We start from the raw sequence: 16407 nt of genomic DNA, 5'->3' as shown, positions 1-16407 counted from the left end.
TCTTCGCCCTGCCGGGCCGTCGGCCTGTCCGACACCACAGAAGCTACGGGCCATCGCGGACAGGTGCTGTCCGCAATGGCCCGGGAGGCGGAGAGAATTTTCGGTCAGAACGGGAAGCGCGACCGCCCGTACTGCACGGAGATCCACTTGTGCGTCGTGAACGCCTCGATCGTCGCGTCGCCGTTGAGGCGGCCGACGCCCGAGTGCTTCTCGCCGCCGAAGGGCACGATCGGCTCGTCGTGGACCGTGCCGTCGTTGATGTGGATCATGCCGCTGTTGATGCGGTGGGCCAGGCTCACGCCGCGCTCGATGTCGGCGGTGTGGACGGCGCCGCTCAGGCCGTACGGAGTGTCGTTGGCGATGCGGACGGCCTCGTCCTCGCCGTCGAAGGGCAGGATGAGGGCGACCGGGCCGAAGATCTCCTGGCGCAGCACCGGGGCGTCCTCGGGGAGGTCGGTGAGGATGGAGGGCGCGACCAGGTTGCCCTCGGTGCGGCCGTGCAGCAGGGCCGTGGCGCCCGCCTGGACGGCCTGGGCGACGAGCGACGAAACCCCTTCGGCCTGCGAGGAGTTGATGAGCGGGCCGATGTGGGTCTCGGGGGACGCCGGGTCGCCGACCTTCAGGGACTTGACCTTGGCGACGAACTTCTCGGTGAACTCGGCCTCGACGGCGCGGTCCACGAGGATGCGGTTCGCGGCCATGCAGACCTGGCCCTGGTGGACGAAGCGGCTGAAGACGGCCGCGTCCACGGCGTAGTCCACGTCCGCGTCGGCCAGGACGATCAGGGCGCTGTTGCCGCCGAGTTCGAGGATGCAGCGCTTGAAGGTCTGGGCGCAGACGGTGGCGACGTGGCGGCCGACGGCGTCGGAGCCGGTGAAGGAGATGGCGCCGGGGACCGGGTGGTCGATGAGCGCGTCGCCGATCTCTGCGATGTCCGTGATGACGACGTTCAGGACGCCCGGGGGCAGCCCGGCGTCCTCGAAGATCTTCGCGATCAGGCTGCCGCCGAGCACCGGCGCGTTCTGGTGCGGCTTCAGGACGACGGCGTTGCCGAGCGCGATGGCCGGGGCGACCGACTTGATCGACAGCAGGAAGGGGAAGTTGAAGGGGCTGATGACGCCGACGACGCCCACCGGGACGCGGTAGAGGCGGTTCTCCTTGGTGTCGTCGGGCGAGGGGAGTATGCGGCCCTGCGGGGCGAGCGCGAGATGTATCGCCTCGCGCAGGAACTCCTTGGCCAGGTGCAGTTCGAAACCGGCCTTGACGAGCGTGCCGCCGAGTTCGTTGACAATCGCCTCGGTGATCTCCGCCTCGCGGTCCTCGATGATGCGCAGGACGCGCTCGAAGACGGTGCGCCGGGCATAGGGGTTGGTCGCGCCCCATGCCTCCTGGGCGCGCTGCGCCGCTCGGTAGGCCTGGTCGACCTCGTCCGCCGTGGCGACGGTGATCGACGCCAGCTTCTCCCCGTTGTACGGATTGAAGTCGATGATGTCCCAGGAACCGGAGCCGGCCTTCCACTCACCGTCGATGTACTGGTGAGCCAGATCGGTGAAGAAGGACATGACGCGAGACCCCTTGCCGCAGAGAGCAGACACCTGATTTCACGTCATACTACTGACGATTCACGTCAGTTGGAGTAGACCACGGAGAAGGTCACGGCTGTCGGCCGGATTCGGACAGTCCTCCCGCAGTTCGGCCATCACGCGTTCGTACTGGGCGACTTCTTCGCGCTTGTCCAGATACAGGGCGCCGGTGAGCTGCTCCAGATAGACCACGTCCGACAGATCGGACTCGGGGAAGCTGAGCATCGTGAACGCCCCGGACTCGCCCGCGTGCCCGCCGAAGGTGAACGGCATGACCTGCAGCGTCACATTCGGGCGCTCGGAGATGTCGATCAGGTGCTGGATCTGACCGCGCATCACTTCCCGGTCTCCGTACGGCCGTCGCAGCGCGGCCTCGTCGAGGATGCACTGGAAGCGCGGCGCGCGCTCGGAGACGAGCAGCTTCTGGCGCTCCAGGCGCAGGGCCACCCGCCGGTCTACGTCCGCCTGGTTGATCCGGCCGCCACGGCCGGAGCGGCCGGACCGGCCGCCTCCACCCGCCTTGCCTGCGGCGGCGGCCTTCATGCCGCGCTCGACGACCGCGTGGGCGTACGCCTCGGTCTGCAACAGGCCGTTGATGAACTGGACTTCATAGACGCGGATGAGGGAGGCGGCGCCCTCCAGGCCGATGTATGTCTGGAACCAGCCGGGCAGAACGTCGGAGTAACTGTGCCACCAGCCCGTCAGGTTGGCCTCCTTGGCGAGCGAGAGGAGAGCGTTGCGCTCGGCCTCGTCCATGACGCCATAGAGCGTGAGGAGGTCCTCGACGTCCCTCGACTTGAAGCTCACCCGTCCCAACTCCATGCGGCTGATCTTCGATTCGGAAGCGCGGATCGAGTAGCCCGCCGCCTCGCGGGTGATGCCCCGCGACTCCCTCAGGCGCCTCAGTTGCGAGCCCAGCAGGATCCGCCGTACCACCGAGCCGCTCGACTCCCCAGCGGTCACTTCGCTCAGTCCTCCCCAAGGTGTGAGACCCGCAGTCTGCCATTAAACGCTTCAGGCCGTACTCGTTCGGTTACGGAAAGGGAAAGCCTCCGGAAGGTCTGCACAAGAAGTCGTAGGAAGAAATGGGCAAGAAGCAGCCTAGGAACGGTCAAGTCCGGCGCGTGCACGTGCATCTGCCCTTGCATCTGCTGTACGCATTCGGAACCATGGTCCGCGCGTCACCGCTGCGTCATCGCTGTGCCGCCCGGCTGTACCGACCGCGCCACCGCTTCATCGCTTTGTACCGCGAACCGCGAAAACCGGGGAGTGCCTCGCATGGGGACGAATGGATCGACCATGCTCGAGCCGTTACGGCAGGGCCTTCCTCCGCTCGACCCCTCCGCGGTCTCCAGTGCGGCCTCCTGCGCCCTTCCCGCCCGGTACGAAGCCGTGGGCAGCGCCCGGCAGTTCACCCGCAAGACCTTGGTGTCGTGGGAGCTGGAGGAGCGCTTCGACGACATCGCGCTCGTCGTCTCCGAACTCGTCACCAACGCCCTGCGGCACGCGCTGCCCGCGGACACCCCGCGTGCCGCGTGTCCGGTCGGCGCCACCGAGGACGCGCCCGTGCGGCTGCACATGATGCGCTGGACCTCACGGCTGGTGTGCGCGGTGCGGGACCCCAGCGACGACAGTCCGGTCGCGCGCGAGGAGGCGGAGGACGACTTCTCCGCGGAGTCGGGCCGCGGGCTGTTCCTGGTGGACTCGTTCAGCGACGGCTGGGGCTGGCACCCGCTCGCGGGCGCGCTGAACGGCAAGGTGGTGTGGGCGCTGTTCCAGCTGGCGTAGCGCCAGGGGAACAGCCCACCCCCGTTTACTCCGTCCCGCGATGCGTCACGGTGCCCTGTTCGGAAGTGGTCGGCCGCCGAGCAGGTCCGGCGGTGGTCAGCCGCCGATCAGGCCGTCGAACTCGCCGTCCTTCATGCCGAGCAGCATGGCCTCGATCTCGGCGCGCGTATAGACGAGTGCGGGGCCCTCGGGGAACCGCGAGTTGCGGACGGCCACGTCGCCGCCCGGAAGCCTCGCGAACTCCACGCAGGCGCCCTGCGAATTGCTGTGCCTGCTCTTCTGCCAGACCACCCCGTGAAGATCCGTGGCCGCCATGCCGTTGAACACGTGGTGCACAGGTCGCTCCCCGGTGGTGCCGTGGCTGTCGTTGTAGCCGTCAACTGTCCCGGATCATAGCCGTGTTCATGTGCCAATGCATGGGCAGATGCACGTGCACGCGCCGTGGTGAGCTGGTTACAGCCCCTCCGCCGCTTCCCCAGTGCCCGCATGACATGCGAACGACGGCCCCCGTCCATGATCTTCCGCGCCAAGTTCCGCGCCGGGTTGTCCGGATCGAATACCTCGTGCACTGAGAACAGACGCCGTGGAAAGCGAAACGGCTGCGTTTTTGGCCGAAGACGCGGCCGGTACGTGTGCAAACGGGGGCGAAAGGGCGGCGCCGGACGGCGGGCCGAAGCCCGGCGGGCGCGGCGACAGGCCCGCGCCCGCGGCGGGACGCCGCCCTCCGCTTCAGCGCGACGCGGGCGGAAGCAGCGCCATCTCGCGGGCGTTCTTGATGGCCCTGGCCAGCTGCCGTTGCTGCCGCACAGTCACCCGGGTGACCCGACGGCTGCGGATCTTGCCCCGGTCGGAGATGAACTTCCGCAGCAGATCGGTGTCCTTGTAGTCGATGTACGTGATTCCGGCCTGATCCAGGGGGTTGGGGCGGGACTTGAGAGGTTTGCCCCGGTCGGCGCGGCGCGCGGGCCGCGAGGACGGCGAGGGCGGTGCGGGGGACAACGTCAGACCTCCAGGAGGGCGTCGAAGGCGGGGGTGAGGGTCTTCCAGGCGGCGCGCCCGGCGGCGTACTCCTCGTCCGTGAGCAGGCAGGACTCCAGGACCTCGGCGATCCCGTCGCGGTCGAGGCCGGGCGAGGTGAAGACCAGGTGCTGGCAGCAGTCCCCGTGCTCGGGGTGCCAGTCGAGGGCGGCGGCGGCCCGGCGCACCGGCGGCACCATCTCCCAGGCCGCGTCCGGCAGCGAGGCCAGCCACGGCCCCGCGTTCTCCACGCACAGCGCGCCGCCCGCCGCGTCCCAGGCGAGCAGCGTGTCGGGCCGGTCGGCGAGCCAGAAGCGGCCGCGGCTGCGGGCGGCGGCGCAGGTCAGGTCCTCCAGGGCGGCGAAGAGCCGCTCCGGGTGGAAGGGCCGTTCGCGGTGCCACACGAACGTGCCGACCCCGCTCTCGTCGGCCTCCGCGGGCAGCAGCGCGCAGGCCGGGTGCTGGGCCGCGGCCGCCGCCTGGACGTCGAAGCCGCCGAGTGCGGCGCCCGCCAGGTCGCCGTGGCCGATCGGGACCTGGCGGGCCGTCGGATGGAGCTGGGCGAGCAGCGCGCGGTCCGCCGCATCGGCGCCCTCGGACTCCAGGACGGCGAGCACGGGGGCGTACTCCAGTTGGCGCGCCCAGGTGTCGGCGACGGTGCGCTGGTCGGAGGCGGCCGCGGCGATCCCGGCGTCGGCGAGGTCGTCGCCGTTGCTGAGGCAGGGCAGCAGCAGGCTCGGGTCGACGGCGGTGAGCACGCCGCTCAGGCACAGCGCGTCGGAGCCGTGCCCGGCGATGACCTCGGCCATCGCCTTCGGCTCGACGGAGTCCCACAGTTCGACGACGGCGAGCCGGGTCAGGCCGCTCGCCGCGAGCCGTTCGAGCTCGGGTACGAGGTCCTCGCGAAGCGCGCAGCAGGCGCAGTCGTTGACCAGCGGCGCCTCGCCGGTGGACAGGATTCCGCTCGCGTCGCGGACGGTCCGGGTGACGGTGCCGTACGCGGCGGTGGACAGGTCGTGGTGCAGGGCGACGCTGTCCGGGACGGTGGCGAGCAGCCGGTCGACGGCGGCGGTGCGGGCCTCGGTGTGCAGGCCCGCGACGACGGCGACGTCCATGCGGCCGGGGGTGCCGTAGGGGCGGCCGGAGCCGCCGGGCCCGGGGGTGCCCATCAGCGACCGCCGCCGTAGCGCCGCTCGAAGCGCTCGACGCGGCCCGCGGTGTCCAGGACGCGCTGCTGGCCCGTGTAGAAGGGGTGGCTCGCGGAGGAGACCTCGACGTCGATGACGGGATAGGTGCGGCCGTCCTCCCAGACGACCGTCTTCTCACTGGTCGCCGTGGACCGGGTGAGGAAGGCGAAGTTCGCGGCCTTGTCGCGGAAGACGACGGGGCCGTACGGCGGGTGGATGCCGTCGCGCACGGGGATCAGCGCTCCTCTCGGAAGTCGACGTGCCGGCCGGCCACCGGGTCGTACTTGCGCAGGGTCAGGCGGTCGGGGTCGTTCCGGCGGTTCTTGCGGGTCACGTACGTGTATCCCGTTCCGGCCGTGGACCGGAGCTTGATGACGGGGCGGAGTTCGTTGCGGGCCATGAGGGCTAGTATATGAAAATGAATCCCGTTTCCAAATGGACGGGAGCGAATCCGACCGAGAGGTGCGTCACCATGTCCGCCCACTGCCAGCTCACCGGCGCGAAGCCCGGGTTCGGCAACCACATCTCGCACTCGCACCGGCGCACCCCGCGCCGCTTCGACGCGAACATCCAGCGCAAGCGCTACTGGCTGCCCAGCGAGGGCAGGTACGTACGGCTGCGGCTGAGCGCCAAGGGGATCAAGACCGTCGACACCATCGGCATCGAGGCCGCGGTGGCCAGGATCCGTGCGCGCGGGGTGAAGGTCTGATGGCCAAGAAGAGCAAGATCGCGAAGAACGAGCAGCGGCGCGCGATCGTCGCGCGGTACGCGGCGCGGCGGGCCGAGCTGAAGGAGATCATCCGGCGCCCGGACACCCCGGACGCCGAACGGCTCGCCGCCCGGCGGGAATTGGACCGCCAGCCACGGGACGCGAGCGCCACGCGGGTGCGCAACCGCGACAGCGTGGACGGGCGCCCCCGCGGATACGTAGGCACGTTCGGGCTCTCCAGGGTGCGGCTGCGTGCGCAGGCCCACGCGGGATTCCTGCCCGGCGTCCGCAAATCCTCCTGGTAGCTTGGCGCGCGATTCGACGGGCCACGGCCCGGAACAGAGCTCCACATAGGGGGACTTCAGTGCACACGCGTGTCCGCAGCACGACGATCGGCGCCGCGGTGGCCTCGCTCGCCGCCGCGCTCGTCCTGACCGGTTGCAGCAGCGACGGCGACGACAAGGGCGACGGCGACAAGGACAAGGGGGCGTCGGACAGCGCCGCCAAGACGCCGGGCGGCTCCGACGACGACTCCGGCTCCGACGGCGCGGGCGCCTCGGGCAAGGACCTGGAGGGCAGCTGGGTCGCCACGACCGGTGGCAAGCCGGTCGCCCTTGTGATCACCGACAACCGCGCGACGCTGGTCGGCGAGCACGTGTGCAACGGCTTCGCCGCGGTCGGCGGGGACCAGACGATCAAGCTGAAGTGCGCCGACGGGGACATGGACCGCACCAAGGGGCGGATCGACTCCGTCGACGGCAAGACGCTGAAGATCACCTGGGAGGGCTTCGGCAAGGACGAGTTCCTGCGCACGAAGGGCGGGAAGCTGCCGGAGGGGCTGCCCACGGCGGACATTCCGAAGTCGTAGCGGGGCGCGGCAGCCGACGCTTCAGCGGGTCGTGGGGTCCTCGGGACCCCGCGGCCCGTCGGCGTTCCCGGCCCCCGCCTCCCCCTTCGCCCCCGCCTTACTTACGTTGGTGTCGCTGCCGTCGACCAGCATCGGTGGGGGTGCGGTGTCCAGGGCGTCGGAGAGGTCGGTGAGGGCGCGCAGGAGGAGGGTGCCGCCGCGGCGGACGACGCGGTCGGGGGCGTCGCCCGACTCCCAGGAGTCGAGGGCGTCGCGGACGGGGTCCCACTCCGGCACGCGGCGTTCGCGCACGGCCTGGGCGCCCCGCTCGGTCGCGGTGCGCAGGGCGTCCGCGAGGGCCGCGGCGGCCGGGACCGGGGGTGTGCCGCGGTCGGGGAGGTGGGCCTCCAGGAGCATGGCGACACGGCCGAGTTGGGACAGGGCCTGCTCGGCGTCGGCGGCCGCGGCGCGGGAGAGGCCGCGGTGGCGTACGGGTTCGTGTTCGGCGCGCTCATGGGCCTCCTGCCAGGAGGCGCGGGCGGCGCGGGCGGCGAGGAGGGCCGTGCGGACGTCGGGGCAGTTCTTGCCCGCGGGGTCGGCGTAGTGGGCGACGACGGCCGCGGCGTAACGGCCGTTCGCCGTGAGCCAGTCGGCGAGGCGGGTGCGCAGGCGCGGGGTCTCCCAGGCGGGGTACAGGGCGTACGCAGCCATGGCGAGGATGCCGCCGATGAGGGTGAGGACGACGCGTTCCGGGACGGTCTGGGTCCACTGTTCGCCGCCCATGCCGAGGAGGAAGACCACGTACGCGGCGACGCAGGCCTGGGCGGCGACCTGGCCCGTACGCATCAGGAGGTACATCAGGCCCGCGCTGGCCGCGGCGAGGGCGCCCGAGAGGTACGTGCCCGGGTGGGCCAGCTGAACCAGGGCGGTGGCCAGGGCGACGCCCACGAGGGTGCCGCCGAAGCGGGCGACCGCGCGGGCGTACGTCTGGGAGAAGTCGGGGCGCATGACCATGACGGCGGCCATCGGGGCCCAGTAGCCGTGGCCCAGCGGCAGGAAGGTGCCGGCGGCGTAGCCCGCCACGGTGACCGTCGTGACGCGCAGGGCGTGGCGGGTCACCGGGGAGCGGGGGTTCAGGTCGGCGCGCATGGCCTTGGCGGCGGCGGGGGCCAGGGCCGCCAGGCCCGGGCGGACGAGGGGGCCGTCGGCCACGGCTGGGGCAGCGGGGCCGACCGGAGAGGTGGGGGTGTCCGGGGCGGCTGGAGTAGCGGGGGTGCCCGGGGCGGCAGCGGTGGTCGGGGTGTTCGGAGCAGAGGTGGTCGGGGTGTTCGGAGCAGAGGTGGGACCAGGGGTGGAGGTCGGGAGGGTGGGTGGTGTCGTCGTGCCTGTTGCCACCTCCACCACGTCTCTGAGGAGGGTGCCCAGGCGGGTTGCCGCTCTGTGGGGTGGGCCCTTGAGGATGGCGCCCGTGTCGGGGGTGCGGAACGTGGAGATCGCCGCCGGGGGAAGGTCCACCGGGGTGCCGTGGCGGATGGCGCGGGCGGCCGCGTCGAGGATGGCGCCCGCGGCGGCGAGGAGTTCGCGGACCCGGTCGCGTTCGGGGCCCTCCGCCGGGGCGCCGAGGGCCGGGTCGGCCAGGGACGCGAGGACGGGGCGAATGCGTTCGGCGAGACCGCGGGCGCCGTGGAGTTCGGCGGGGCGGGTGCGGGCCTGGCGCGGGGTGATGTGGGCGGCGGCGCGGGCCGTCATCAGCGGGGCCGGGTCGAAGGGCGCCACCGGGTCGTGGCGCAGACGGCGCGCGTAGTCCGCCTCGGCGGCCAGGGCGTCGGCGAGGGCGTCGCGGTGGGCGCCCCAGCGGCGTACCGGGAAGACGAGCACCAGGGCCGCCTGGACGGCGCCGCCCACGACCATCATCGCGGCGTGCCCGGCCGCGGCGGCGACGGACGTGGGCAGGGTGATCGTGACCAGCATGATCGCCACGTTGGAGGTGGCGATCAGGCCGATGGTCGGGCCCGCGGCCCAGCTCAGGCCCGCCAGGAAGGTCCACAGGGCGAGGAGGGCCAGGAAGAGGAGGAGATGGCTGCCGGTGAGGTAGCCGAGGAAGGTGGAGATCGCGAGGCTGGTGCCGGAGGCGATGGCGAGCTCGGGGCGGGGGCGCCAGCTGCGCTGGAAGGTGGCGATGGCGGCCTGGAACGCGCCGAAGGCCGAGCTTGCGGCGACGGCGGGCCCGAACAGGGCGAGGCTCGCCCCGATCACGATCGCCAGTCCGACGGCCCCCCGCAGGGCGACCAGCGGTTCGAGCCGAGTCCGCTCCACAGCGAGCCCCGAACGCGCCGTCTGCCGCAGGGCCCGCCACCAGGTCACGGGGTGATCGTACGGGGGATTGGGGGTTTGGGGTGGGGTGGGGGTGTTTGGGGGGGATGGCCCGGGAGGGGCGGGGGTGCGGACGGGCGGAGGCCGGACGGGTCAGGCGGGCTGGTCCTCGTGGCGCCGCGCGCGAACCGCGTCCAGGTACTCCCCGATCGCGTCCCGGTTCCGGGTCAGACACTCCACCCGCCGCGTCATGCTGTCCCGCTCCCGCTCCAACGTGGCCAGCATCTCCGGCGTGGCGTCCGGGAAGTGGATGACCCGGGGCTTGTCCAGGCAGGGCAGGATCTGCTTGATGAGCCGCGTGGGCAGCCCGGCGTCGAGGAGGCCCCGGATCTGCAGCACCCGGTCGACGCAGGCCTCGTCGTACACGCGGTAGCCGTTGGCCGCCCGATCGGCGACGATCAGCCCCTGCTCCTCGTAGTACCGCAGCAGCCTGCGCGGCGTGCCGGTGCGCTCCGACAGCTCCCCGATACGCATGCTCACCCTGCGCCCCCTCCTCCGCTCACCCCTGCCTCACGCTTCCCTCCCAGGAAGTCTCACACGCGTGTGCAGGCTGGCGTTGGTGGCCGCCGCGGCCCCCTCGGCCCAGCCCGCCCCGTCCCGCACGCCGCGTACCCGCGTGGTGGTCGTCTCCGGGAACATCCGCTCCGCCCGGTCGGCGACCGCGACGTCCCGCGCGGCGAGCACAGGAAGCAGCGCCCCGCCCCCACCGGCCTCCTCGTGGGTGACGGGCGCGGCGGCCGCTTCGAGGCGGGCGCCGACGCGCTGGGCGTACGCCATCCAGAAGGCCTGCCGGAACGTCTTGGTGCGCTTGCGCCCGCCCGCGCGCTGCCCGGCCTCCGCCGTCGTCATGGCGGCGAGGCCCTGCACGAGGAGGGAGGTGTGCAGCAGCTCCACCACCTCCAGGTCCGCTTCGAAGCCGACGACGGTGGAGAAGCCGAGGGCCTCGTTCCACACCGCGCGGCAGCGGTTCGCGGCGGCGACCGCGTCGAGGAGGATCGCCTTGGCGGTCTCGTACGGGGCGTCGACACCGATGCGGCAGGCCCCGGGCGCGTCCGGGCGGTGCGTACGGGCGGCGAGCAGCGCCTCGTCGACGCTGTGCCGCGCCATCAGCTCCTGCGCCTTCGCGGTCAGCGCCTCCGCCTCCTGCGGGTAGCCGGTCGCCTCGGCCTTGGCGAGCAGGGCGCGGATGCGGGTGAGGGCGCGCGGCTCGTCGTCGCGGTGCGGCGGCGGTACGTGCAGGGGGGTGCCGGGCGCCGGACCGACGGGCTCGATCGGGGGCAGCCGGAGGAGCAGGCGGTAGAGGGCGAGCACGGCGGTGGCGTGCGTGAAGCGGTCGGGCCCCCGCCAGGGTTCGTGGGCGTCGAGGGCGGCGATCTGCGCGGGCCAGCGGGCGGGCAGCAGGCCGGGGGCGTAGCGGAGGGTCTCGGCGCGGATCAGGGCGGCGGCGAGGCGTACGTGCGGCTCGTCGAGGTCGCGCCGGACCAGGCGCAGCACGTCGGCGGGCTGCCAGCCGCGCTCCCAGGCCCGCCGCAGCAACTCCTCGCCGCGCGCGGCGAGTTCGGCGTCGACGGAGGGGTCGGCGGCGAGGAGGGACGCGCCGGTGTCGAGGCCTTCGTCGGCGTGGGCGTGGCGGTTGGCACGCCCCGCACCCTCGCCCCGCCCGGCCCGACCGGCCCCGGCGTCCGCCCCGTACAGCGCCGCAGCGAACGCCCTGTCGATCACCGAATCCATACCCCTAAGGGTAGGCCTGGCCCTACCTTCGACCGGCCCGCCAGTGGTCGTGAGCGCGCGGCCCCGGCGCGGTTGGCTCGGGGCATGGTTCTTGCGTCGCTACGGGCCCGGTGGGCCGGATTTCTGGGTGCCTTCGTCGCCGTCGCCCTCGGGGTGGCCCTGATCGCCGCGACGGGGGTGGGGCTCGCGGCGAGCCTGCGCGCCCCGGAGCGGGAACCGGTGCGGTTCGCCGATTCGCCGGTGGTGGTGGCGGGCCGGGACACGCTGACCGTGCCGGTGCGGCGCGGGCCCGAGATCCGCCACGTCACGAAGAAGCTCGCTCATCCACACCCTGTGGACAACGAACTCCTGCGCGAACTTCGCCGCCTCGGCCAGCTCCGAACAGGCGGTCAGCCCCATACAGCCGACCAGACCCGACCAGCCGGTCAGACCCGTACAGACCGTACGGCACCGGACGCCGTCGGCCTCGACGCGCCCGCCGCCCGGGTGCGCGCCGTCGTCGCCGCGTCCGGCACCGGCGCCCGCGTCCTGACCGGCGCCGACCGCCGCCAGGTCGACCCGGACACCGAGCGGGACGCACGGGCGCTGGTCGCCGTGAACGCGTTCCTCGGCACGGCGGGCGGGGTCGCCGCCTTCGTGTCGGTGTTCGTGACCGCGTCGACGTTCGCGTTCGTGGTGGCGCTGCGGCGGCGCGAGTTCGGGCTGCTCCGGGCGGCCGGGGCGAGCCGGGGGCAGGTACGGCGGTGGCTGCTCGCCGAGGCCCTCGCGGTGGGTGCGGCGGCGTCGGCGGCCGGGTGCGCGGGCGGGGCGTGGGCGGCGCCGGTCCTCGCGCGGACGCTGGTCGACACGGAGGTGGCGCCGCCGTGGTTCACCGTCGACGGCGGCCCCGCCGGATTCGCCTGGACCTGGTGGCCGTACCAACTCGCCTTCTGGACCGGCCTGCTCGTGGCCCTCGCCGGGTCGTGGAGCGCGGCGCGCCGGGCGGGCCGGGTGAGCCCCGTGGAGGCGCTGCGCGAGGCGTCCCTCGACACCGGCGTGATGCCGCTCGGCCGCCGCGTCGTGGGCACCGCGCTGCTCGCGGGCGGGCTGGGGCTGCTCGCGTGGACGCTGTGGACGGAGCCGTCGGAGCTGCTTAAGCGCAAGACGTACACGACGCAGCCGATGATCCTCTCGACGGGAGTGGCGGCGCTGTCCCCTCTCCTCGTACGACACGTGGTCGCCTTGTTCCGTCGCCCGGCGTTCTTGGCGCGGGGCGTGGGCGGACCGGACCGGCGCCGCGTGCGGGGTCTGGGGCTGCGTCCGGCGGGAGGCGTAGGTCGGCACCCCGCCAAGAGCCCAGGAAGGCGCCCCGCCAGGGCACTCACCCTCGCCCGCCTCGCCCGCGCCAACGCCGCCGGTTCCGTGCGCCGCACCGCCGCCGTCGCCGCCCCCGTCCTCGTCACCGTCGCCACGGCGGGCTGTCTGCTCGGCTCGGCCGCGACGGTGGGCGCGGCGAAGGCGACCGAGGCGAGGGAACGTACTGCCGCCCACCTCGTCGTCACCGGCGACGACTTGAGGCAGCCGGGGCGGATCCCCCGCGCGACGGTGGCCGCGTCGGCGAGCACCGCCGTGTTCGTGCGCGAGGACGACGACACCGCGCTCCTGCGCGCCGAGGCCCGCGCCGTGACCGACCCGGCGGCGTTCGCGGCGACGCACCGGCTGCCCGTGGTCGCCGGTGACGTACGCGGGCTCGACGACCGCTCGATCGTCGTCAACGAGGAGTGGCAGCGGCACCGCGTCGGCGAGCACGTCGACGTGTGGCTCGGCGACGGCCGCCGGGCGCGGCTGCGGATCGCGGCGGTCCTCGCGCGCGGCACGGGCGACAACGGGGCGTACGTGACGGCCCGCAACGCCCCCTCCGCCCCGCTCGACCGCGTCGACGTACGCCTCCGGGACGGCGCCGACCGCGCGGCCGTCGCGGCGGCCCTGCGGACGACCGGCGGGCAGGTGCGCACGGCCGGGCAGTGGCTGGCCGCCGAGCACCCCGGCGTGAAGCACCAGACGCGCCTCGGCCTGCGCATGCTGCTCGCGCTCTGCCTCGCGTACACGGCGATCTCGCTGGCGAGCACCCAGCTGATGACGGCACCCGTACGGGCCCCCGAACTGCGCTCGCTGCGCCTCCTCGGCGCCGCGCCCGGCCAGATACGGCTCGTGGTGGCCGCCGAGGCGGTCCTCGCCGTGACGGTCGGCGCGGTGCTCGGCCTCGCCGTGACGCTGGTCGGCCTCGGCGGCCTGAGCGCGGGGCTCGCGCGGCTCTCGGCACCGGCGGGGGTGGTGGTGCCGTGGGACGTGATGGGGGCGTGCGCGGGGGTTCTGGCGGTGGTGGCGGTGGGGGCGGGGGTGATGGGGTGCCGGGGGGTGCGCGCCGAGGGCCGCGGCTGAGGGGCGCGCCCGTGCGGGGCCGGGAGTCCTGCCCCTGGCCGGTCCACGAGCCCCTCCTCCCTCGGCCCATGAGCCCCGCCCTCGGCCTACGAGTCCCCGCCCTCGTCGATCAGCCGCCGTACCTCCCGGTCGACCAGGCCGAGGCGGGCCTCGGCGACGAGCGGCACCATGCGGCGCCGGCGGCGGGCCTCATGGACGTCGATGTCGACGGTGACCAGGGCCGGTTCCCACTTCGGGGCCTGGGCGACGACCGTGCCGCTCGGGTCCACGACCCGCGAGCCGCCCCAGAACGTGGCGCCGTTCTCGTTGCCGACGCGGTTCACGAAGACGACCCAGCACTGGAGCATGCGGGCGGTGTACGACAGCAGGGTGTCCCAGTACAGGCCGGTGTCCATCGCCTCCGGGTCGAGGCTCGCGGCGCTGTTCGTCGGTACGACGATGACCTCGGCGCCGTCCTGCACGGCGAGCCACGGCAGGACCGGCTGCCAGGCGTCGTTGCAGACGAGGGTGGCGGCGCGGCCGTGGTCGCCGGGCAGGTCGTAGGCGCGCAGGTGCTGGCCCGGGCTGACGTGCTTGCGCTCCTCCCAGGCGAGGTAGTTGGGCAGGTAGAGCTTGCGGTGGGCGTGCAGGAGGGCGCCGCCCGCGTAGTGGGCGGCGGTGTTGTACGCGCGCAGGGCGGTGTGCTCGTGCAGGCCGACCAGCACGTCGGGGCCGTGCAGGGACAGGCCGAGGAGACGGGGGTCGTCGACCGCGAGGGAGGTGTCGCGGCGCAGGGCGCCCAGGTGGTACCCGTGCAGGCTCAGCTCCGGGAACACGACGAGGTCGGCCCCCTGCGCCCCGGCCCGCGCCACCTGCTCCCGGGCGACATCGAGGTTCTCGTCCACCTCGCCCAGCACACAGTCCGTCTGCGCCAACGCCACTCGCATGCACCGAGCCTCGCAGCGGCCCCCGGCGGCGGCATGCGGACGGGGGCCACCCGGGTTCCGGGGCGGGCGGTGTCGTGGTGCCGGGGCATTGTCAGTGGCGGGTGGCATCGTCGGGGGTATGTGTGCTGGTCGGTGGGTCGTGGCTGAAGGGGGCGGGGGTGTCGGCCTCGCCGTGCCCGTGGGGGAGGACGGGGTGCCCGTCGGGGGCGTCGAGCGGCACGGCGGTGTCGCCGAGGCCGTGCTCGCCCACCCGGAGGTGGAGCGGTGGGTGTGGCAGTCCACGGCGAGCAGCTATCCGCGGGTCCTCGCGGCGGGCGGCCGCGTCGAGCGGTGCTACGACGTGGAAGCCGCGGAGCTGCTCCTCCTCGGCCACGAGGGCCGCCTCGGCGAGCCCCGCTCGGCCGCCGCGGCCTGGGCCCGCCTGCACCGAAGACCCGTACCGCCCGATCCCCCGCCCCGCGCCGCGGCACCGGGCTCCCAGGACTCCCTCTTCGAGCCGACCCCGGCCCCGCCCCTCCCCCTGGAGGCCCTCCTTGAGGTGTACGCGGACCAGCTCCGGCGGCACGATGCCACCGCCCACCCGGGCCGCATGCGCCTCCTGACGGCCGCCGAGTCGGCGGGCATGCTCGTGGCCGCCGAGATGAACGCCGCGGGCCTGCCCTGGCGCGCCGACGTGCACAAGGACCTCCTGCGCGAGCTCCTCGGCGAGCGCTACGGCGGCAGCGGCGAACCGCGCAGGCTCGCCGAGCTGGCGGACGAGGTGTCCGCCGCGTTCGGCCACCGCGTGCGCCCCGACCTGCCCGCCGAGGTCGTGAAGGCGTTCGCGCGCGCCGGTTTCCGGGTCAAGTCGACGCGGAAGTGGGAGCTGGAGGAGATCGACCACCCCGCGGTCAAGCCCCTCCTCCAGTACAAGACGCTGTACCGGATCTGGACGGCCCACGGCTGGTCCTGGCTCCAGGACTGGGTCCACGACGGCCGCTTCCGCCCCGAGTACACCCCGGGCGGCACCGTCTCCGGCCGCTGGACCACGAACGGCGGCGGCGCCCTGCAGATCCCGAAGGTCATCCGGCGTGCCGTGGTCGCCGACCCGGGCTGGCGCCTGGTCGTCGCCGACGCCGACCAGATGGAGCCGCGCGTCCTCGCCGCGATCTCCCGCGACCGGGGCCTGATGGACGTCGCGGGCAGCGCGGAGGACCTCTACACCCGCCTCTCCGACCGCGCGTTCTCCGGCGACCGCGAGCACGCCAAGCTGGCACTGCTCGGCGCGGTGTACGGCCAGACGTCCGGCGACGGCCTGAAGAACCTCGCGGCCCTGCGCCGCCGCTTCCCGCTGGCCGTCGCGTACGTCGACGACGCCGCGAAGGCCGGCGAGGAGGGCCGCCTCGTCCGGACCTGGCTCGGCCGCACCAGCCCCCCGGCCGTCGGGGCCGCCGACGACGACGACGGCGAGGCGGGCATCCCGCAGGAACCGGAAAGCCCCCGGCAGGCCTCCCCCGACAGCGAGTTCACCCCCGGGTACGCCTCCACCGACGCCCGCGCCCGCGGCCGCTTCACCCGCAACTTCGTCGTCCAGGGCAGCGCCGCCGACTGGGCCCTGCTCATGCTCGCCGCCCTGCGCAGGGCCACCGCCGGGATGCGCGCCGAGCTGGTCTTCTTCCAGCACGACGAGGTGATCGTGCACTGCCCCGACGAGGAGGCCGAGGCCGTCGCCGCGGCGGTGCGGGAGGCGGGGGACCTGGCGGGCCGGATCGCGTTCGGCGAGACGCCCGTGCGGTTCCCGTTCACGGTGGCCGTGGTGGAGTGCTACGCCGGCGCCAAGTGAACG

17 protein-coding genes are annotated in these 16407 nt (G+C 73.6%); 6 read left to right on the top strand and 11 right to left on the bottom strand.

The features are described 5' to 3' along the window. Positions 1–104: 104 nt before the first annotated feature. Positions 105–1562: an aldehyde dehydrogenase family protein gene (locus tag ACZ6AA_RS15555; RefSeq protein ID WP_468460121.1), complete on the bottom strand. Its 1458-nt coding sequence runs from the start codon at positions 1560–1562 to the stop codon at positions 105–107. A gap of 60 nt (positions 1563–1622) precedes the next feature. Next, complete coding sequence (locus tag ACZ6AA_RS15550; RefSeq protein ID WP_289947531.1) at positions 1623–2546, bottom strand: helix-turn-helix domain-containing protein; 924 nt, start codon at positions 2544–2546, stop codon at positions 1623–1625. Positions 2547–2861: 315 nt separating this feature from the next. Between ACZ6AA_RS15550 and ACZ6AA_RS15545 the strand changes: the two genes are divergently transcribed. Continuing rightward, positions 2862–3371: an ATP-binding protein gene (locus ACZ6AA_RS15545; protein ID WP_380842081.1), complete on the top strand. Its 510-nt coding sequence runs from the start codon at positions 2862–2864 to the stop codon at positions 3369–3371. A 96-nt stretch (positions 3372–3467) separates the two neighbouring features. On the opposite strand, the gene ACZ6AA_RS15540 is transcribed toward ACZ6AA_RS15545, so the two are convergent. The 5 genes from ACZ6AA_RS15540 to rpmG form a co-directional block, all read right to left on the bottom strand. Next, complete coding sequence (locus ACZ6AA_RS15540) at positions 3468–3707, bottom strand: DUF397 domain-containing protein (protein ID WP_190118079.1); 240 nt, start codon at positions 3705–3707, stop codon at positions 3468–3470. 393 nt (positions 3708–4100) lie between these two features. Next, positions 4101–4370 carry a 30S ribosomal protein S18 gene (gene rpsR / locus ACZ6AA_RS15535; RefSeq protein WP_471458406.1) on the bottom strand — a complete coding sequence of 90 codons (270 nt, stop codon included), beginning with the start codon at positions 4368–4370 and terminating at the stop codon, positions 4101–4103. Between the two features lie 2 nt (positions 4371–4372). Continuing rightward, positions 4373–5503, bottom strand: coding sequence for a CobW family GTP-binding protein (locus ACZ6AA_RS15530; RefSeq protein ID WP_471458480.1), 1131 nt, complete (start codon positions 5501–5503; stop codon positions 4373–4375). A 53-nt stretch (positions 5504–5556) separates the two neighbouring features. Further along, positions 5557–5805, bottom strand: a complete 249-nt coding sequence (locus ACZ6AA_RS15525) for a type B 50S ribosomal protein L31 (protein WP_289947538.1) — start codon at positions 5803–5805, stop codon at positions 5557–5559. A 5-nt stretch (positions 5806–5810) separates the two neighbouring features. Next, entirely contained in the window at positions 5811–5975 is a 165-nt protein-coding gene (rpmG, locus tag ACZ6AA_RS15520; RefSeq protein ID WP_030361075.1) for a 50S ribosomal protein L33, read from the bottom strand. Positions 5976–6047: 72 nt separating this feature from the next. Between rpmG and rpmB the strand changes: the two genes are divergently transcribed. The 3 genes from rpmB to ACZ6AA_RS15505 are packed head-to-tail and all read left to right on the top strand — an operon-like array spanning position 6048 to position 7152. Beyond that, positions 6048–6284, top strand: coding sequence for a 50S ribosomal protein L28 (gene rpmB / locus ACZ6AA_RS15515; RefSeq protein ID WP_030361076.1), 237 nt, complete (start codon positions 6048–6050; stop codon positions 6282–6284). Further along, positions 6284–6589: a 30S ribosomal protein S14 gene (gene rpsN / locus ACZ6AA_RS15510; RefSeq protein WP_468460127.1), complete on the top strand. Its 306-nt coding sequence runs from the start codon at positions 6284–6286 to the stop codon at positions 6587–6589. The genes rpmB and rpsN overlap by 1 nt, the downstream gene beginning before the upstream one ends. A gap of 59 nt (positions 6590–6648) precedes the next feature. Then, on the top strand, positions 6649–7152 hold the full coding sequence (locus ACZ6AA_RS15505) for a hypothetical protein (protein ID WP_471458403.1): 504 nt from the start codon (positions 6649–6651) through the stop codon (positions 7150–7152). Between the two features lie 21 nt (positions 7153–7173). On the opposite strand, the gene ACZ6AA_RS15500 is transcribed toward ACZ6AA_RS15505, so the two are convergent. The 3 genes from ACZ6AA_RS15500 to ACZ6AA_RS15490 all read right to left on the bottom strand — a co-directional run bounded on the left by ACZ6AA_RS15500 (position 7174) and on the right by ACZ6AA_RS15490 (position 11235). Continuing rightward, positions 7174–9495 carry an FUSC family protein gene (locus tag ACZ6AA_RS15500; protein WP_471458401.1) on the bottom strand — a complete coding sequence of 774 codons (2322 nt, stop codon included), beginning with the start codon at positions 9493–9495 and terminating at the stop codon, positions 7174–7176. A 102-nt stretch (positions 9496–9597) separates the two neighbouring features. Then, positions 9598–9978 carry a MerR family transcriptional regulator gene (locus ACZ6AA_RS15495; protein WP_468460291.1) on the bottom strand — a complete coding sequence of 127 codons (381 nt, stop codon included), beginning with the start codon at positions 9976–9978 and terminating at the stop codon, positions 9598–9600. Positions 9979–10014: 36 nt separating this feature from the next. Next, entirely contained in the window at positions 10015–11235 is a 1221-nt protein-coding gene (locus tag ACZ6AA_RS15490; protein WP_471458399.1) for a DUF2786 domain-containing protein, read from the bottom strand. An 84-nt stretch (positions 11236–11319) separates the two neighbouring features. Between ACZ6AA_RS15490 and ACZ6AA_RS15485 the strand changes: the two genes are divergently transcribed. Beyond that, the gene (locus tag ACZ6AA_RS15485) at positions 11320–13656 is read left to right on the top strand and encodes an FtsX-like permease family protein (protein ID WP_471458397.1); all 2337 of its coding nucleotides are present in this window, start codon (positions 11320–11322) and stop codon (positions 13654–13656) included. A gap of 86 nt (positions 13657–13742) precedes the next feature. Here ACZ6AA_RS15485 and ACZ6AA_RS15480 read toward each other — a convergent pair whose 3' ends face one another. After that, the gene (locus ACZ6AA_RS15480; protein ID WP_468460137.1) at positions 13743–14582 is read right to left on the bottom strand and encodes a nitrilase-related carbon-nitrogen hydrolase; all 840 of its coding nucleotides are present in this window, start codon (positions 14580–14582) and stop codon (positions 13743–13745) included. A 118-nt stretch (positions 14583–14700) separates the two neighbouring features. On the opposite strand from ACZ6AA_RS15480, the gene ACZ6AA_RS15475 reads away from it, so the two are divergent. Further along, positions 14701–16404, top strand: coding sequence for a bifunctional 3'-5' exonuclease/DNA polymerase (locus ACZ6AA_RS15475; protein ID WP_471458395.1), 1704 nt, complete (start codon positions 14701–14703; stop codon positions 16402–16404). The last annotated feature ends 3 nt before the right edge of the window (positions 16405–16407 follow it).

The organism is Streptomyces sp. NPDC040610, assembly GCF_055594065.1.
This window is presented reverse-complemented; position numbering and strand designations above follow the sequence as displayed.

What these genes read in the sequence shown, in the direction of transcription:
- ACZ6AA_RS15545 (WP_380842081.1), top strand. Translation starts at nt 2,862, where the DNA reads ATGGGGACGAATGGATCGACCATGCTCGAGCCGTTACGGCAGGGCCTT.
- ACZ6AA_RS15475 (WP_471458395.1), top strand. Translation starts at nt 14,701, where the DNA reads ATGTGTGCTGGTCGGTGGGTCGTGGCTGAAGGGGGCGGGGGTGTCGGC.
- rpsN (WP_468460127.1), top strand. Translation starts at nt 6,284, where the DNA reads ATGGCCAAGAAGAGCAAGATCGCGAAGAACGAGCAGCGGCGCGCGATC.
- rpmB (WP_030361076.1), top strand. Translation starts at nt 6,048, where the DNA reads ATGTCCGCCCACTGCCAGCTCACCGGCGCGAAGCCCGGGTTCGGCAAC.
- rpmG (WP_030361075.1), bottom strand. Translation starts at nt 5,975, where the DNA reads ATGGCCCGCAACGAACTCCGCCCCGTCATCAAGCTCCGGTCCACGGCC.
- ACZ6AA_RS15555 (WP_468460121.1), bottom strand. Translation starts at nt 1,562, where the DNA reads ATGTCCTTCTTCACCGATCTGGCTCACCAGTACATCGACGGTGAGTGG.
- ACZ6AA_RS15490 (WP_471458399.1), bottom strand. Translation starts at nt 11,235, where the DNA reads ATGGATTCGGTGATCGACAGGGCGTTCGCTGCGGCGCTGTACGGGGCG.
- ACZ6AA_RS15495 (WP_468460291.1), bottom strand. Translation starts at nt 9,978, where the DNA reads ATGCGTATCGGGGAGCTGTCGGAGCGCACCGGCACGCCGCGCAGGCTG.
- ACZ6AA_RS15530 (WP_471458480.1), bottom strand. Translation starts at nt 5,503, where the DNA reads ATGGACGTCGCCGTCGTCGCGGGCCTGCACACCGAGGCCCGCACCGCC.
- ACZ6AA_RS15485 (WP_471458397.1), top strand. Translation starts at nt 11,320, where the DNA reads ATGGTTCTTGCGTCGCTACGGGCCCGGTGGGCCGGATTTCTGGGTGCC.
- ACZ6AA_RS15480 (WP_468460137.1), bottom strand. Translation starts at nt 14,582, where the DNA reads ATGCGAGTGGCGTTGGCGCAGACGGACTGTGTGCTGGGCGAGGTGGAC.